Source organism: Serratia sp. 506_PEND, from assembly GCF_001076875.1.
GTDB lineage: Bacteria > Pseudomonadota > Gammaproteobacteria > Enterobacterales > Enterobacteriaceae > Serratia > Serratia marcescens.
Genome location: NZ_JVEL01000151.1, coordinates 1 through 3,013 on the forward strand (window position 1 = coordinate 1; position 3,013 = coordinate 3,013).

Sequence of the window (3,013 nt, forward strand, 5' to 3'; positions counted from 1 at the left end):
CGCCCGCTTCCGCCATCACGTGGGAGACTACCGCAGGTAGCCAGCTAAAGTTGGCGGAGCCGACGCCCAGCAGGATACCTGCGATAGGCAACACGGACACCGGCAGCATGAGCGATTTACCTACTTTTTGCAGGTTTGCAAATGCGTTCTTGAACATAGTTGAGTGTGCTCCTGAGTAATAATGCTTTGCTACTTCTTGTCGCGATGATTCGCGCTGCAAGGGGGGGAGAAAAACCCCTGCAATTCAGGGTGTCTGAGCACCCCTTGAATTTATTACGCAGAGTAAAATAAATAGCCTGCGCAATGTTTGATGACAATCACGTTTCGATGATCGAGCCGCGCAACTTTGCAAAAATCGGCGTTTTTTTGGCAAAACAGAGCAAAAAACGCGCGCCAACCACCTTGAAACGGGAGGGAACCTTACCCGTTTCAGTGATTAATTACGAGCTTAAAAAAAATTACGCAGACAATGACCTACAGCTATAGCCTAGGTCAAAGATCACAGATCGAGGTGAAATAAGCGTGAAAAGTTGGCGGTGGTGGCTTCGGCCAGTTGTTCCAGGCTAACGCCCTTCAATACCGCCATGTATTCAGCCACATCACGCACATAGGCGGGTTGGTTTTCTTTGCCGCGATGCGGCACCGGCGCCAGGTACGGCGAGTCGGTTTCCACCAAAATGCGATCCAGCGGCACATAACGCGCCACTTCGCGCAACTGTTCGGCATTGCGGAAGGTGACGATACCGGAGAAAGAGATGTAGAAGCCCAGATCCAACAGGGCTTCGGCCGTGGCCAGATCTTCGGTGAAGCAGTGCAGCACGCCGCCGCAGTCCTGTGCATTCTCTTCACGCAGGATCGCCAGCGTGTCCGCGCGCGCATCGCGGGTGTGGACGATCACCGGCTTGTTCAGATCCCGGCCAATGCGGATATGTTCGCGGAAAGAGTCCTGCTGCAGCTCAAGGTTGTCTTTCTGGTAGAAGTAATCGAGCCCGGTCTCTCCCAGCGCCACCACCTGCTCCGCCGCCGCCAGGCGACGCAGTTCGGCGTAATCATAACCCTCTTCCAGATTGAGCGGATGCACCCCGCACGAGAAGGCCACGTCGTTGCGCTCGCCGATCAGTTCGGTCATGGAACGGTAACCCGGCAACGTGGTGGCGACCGCCAGCACATAGCCGACGTCGCGCGCTTTGGCCTTGGCCAGCGCGTCGTCCACATTCTGGTGCAGCGTCTGATAATCCAGACTGTCAAGGTGGCAATGAGAATCGACTAACAACATAATGTTTAACTCTTTAACTTTACAGCGAGTGAGGGTGGGAATAGCCGGCGGCGCCAAGCATCTGTTCCCAGCGAAGTAACTGTTCGGTCAGCAGCAGCTCGCGGTTGACGCCCACCACGCTGAGCAGCTGATGGCGGCAGTTCAACCACTGCTGCACGATCTGTTGCAGCGAGGCGCTGCTCAGCAGGCTGGCCAACTGATGCACCAGCGGCTGCTGATCCTGATTCAATACATAGTGATGCGCGCCCTGCTGCCACTTCATGGCGTCCACCAGCAGCGCGCACAGCCAGTGCAGGCGCTCGGCGACGTCTTCATGGTTCAGCGCCGGCAGCAGCGACAGCATATCGCGCTGCGGCAGCGCGGCGCTCAAGGCGGCGCACAGCGCGCTGCGCTGCTGCCACTGCTGCGGCTGCAACAGCTGTTCGGCGGCCAGCGGCGCGCCGTCGTGCAGGCGCAGCGCCGTGAGGCGGTCCGTCTGAGAGCCGGCCGCCTGCCGGCTCAGCCACTGCAGGCTGAGTTGTTCATCCGGGCTGGCCAAATGCCAGTACAGGCAGCGGCTGCGCAACGTCGCCATCAGCCGCGACGGCTCACGGCAACCCAGCAGAAAATAGGTTTTCTCCGGCGGCTCTTCCAGCGTTTTCAACAGCGCGTTGGCCGCCGCCTCGGTCAGCTGTTCCGCCTGCGGCAGCCAAATCACCTTGGCGCCGCCCTGTTGAGCGTGAGCGTACAGCGTTTCAATCACCTGGCGAATCGGTTCGATACCCAGGCTGCTCTTGCCCTTTTCCGGCGCCAGCACATGATAATCCGGGTGGTTGCCCGCCAGCATCAGCCGGCAGCTGTGACACTCGCCGCAGCTTTTTTCGCCGTTGCGCTGTTGGCAGATCAACCAGCGGCTCAAGCCGTAGGCCAGCGCATCGTCACCATTGCCCGCCGCCGCGTGCAGCAGCAGCGCATGATGGCCACGGCCCTCAGCGTACTGCCCAATCAGCTGGCGATAAGGGCCGTTCAGCCACGGGTACCAGTTCATTATGCGCCTTCCTGCTGCCGCAGCCAGTGGCCGACGCAGTCGCGGATCGCCGCGGTCACCTGCTCCAGCGGCTGGGCGGCGTCGACGGTGACGATGGTTTCATCCTGCGCCGCCAGCTCGAGATAGCGAGCGCGGGTGCGTTCAAAGAACGGCAGCGCCTCCTGTTCGATGCGATCCAGCTGGCCGCGCGCCTGCGCGCGTTGCAGGCCGACCAGCGGCGGCAGATCGAGATAGACCGTCAAATCCGGGCGGAAATCCCCCAGCACGGTGTCGCGCAGCGAGGTCATCAGCTGCGGATCCACACCGCGGCCGCCGCCCTGGTAAGCCTGTGAAGAGAGATCGTGGCGATCGCCCACCACCCAGGCGCCGCGCGCCAGGGCGGGTTTGATCACGGTTTCCACCAGCTGCACGCGCGCAGCGTACAGCATCAAGACTTCGGCCTTGATGGTCGGCAATTCGCCGTCGATGCCGCGCTTGAACAGATCGCGCAGCTTCTCCGCCAGCGGCGTGCCGCCGGGCTCACGGGTGAAGACGATATCGTTGATGCCATGTTCACGCAGCACATTGACCACCGTATCGCGCGCGGTGGTTTTGCCCGCGCCTTCCAGCCCTTCAATTACAACGAATTTACTTTTCATTCTTTTCCTTTAACGCCTGACGGTACACGCGCACCGCCTGGTTATGGCTCGCCAGATTGGTGGTGAAGGTAT

At 60.3% G+C, this 3,013-nt stretch carries 3 protein-coding genes and 1 pseudogene; all 4 read right to left on the bottom strand.

Going from position 1 to position 3,013, the window contains the following annotated elements; translation table 11 throughout:
• Positions 1 to 157, bottom strand: a pseudogene (locus ADK28_RS29690) (PTS glucose transporter subunit IIBC); the annotation flags it as partial.
• A 342-nt stretch (positions 158 to 499) separates the two neighbouring features.
• Complete coding sequence (locus ADK28_RS03990; RefSeq protein WP_033633350.1) at positions 500 to 1,276, bottom strand: metal-dependent hydrolase; 777 nt, start codon at positions 1,274 to 1,276, stop codon at positions 500 to 502.
• A gap of 19 nt (positions 1,277 to 1,295) precedes the next feature.
• The gene (gene holB, locus ADK28_RS03995; protein WP_033640744.1) at positions 1,296 to 2,303 is read right to left on the bottom strand and encodes a DNA polymerase III subunit delta'; all 1,008 of its coding nucleotides are present in this window, start codon (positions 2,301 to 2,303) and stop codon (positions 1,296 to 1,298) included.
• Positions 2,303 to 2,941: a dTMP kinase gene (tmk, locus tag ADK28_RS04000; RefSeq protein ID WP_016928188.1), complete on the bottom strand. Its 639-nt coding sequence runs from the start codon at positions 2,939 to 2,941 to the stop codon at positions 2,303 to 2,305. Before tmk ends, holB begins: the two co-directional genes overlap by 1 nt.
• Positions 2,942 to 3,013 lie beyond the last annotated feature (72 nt).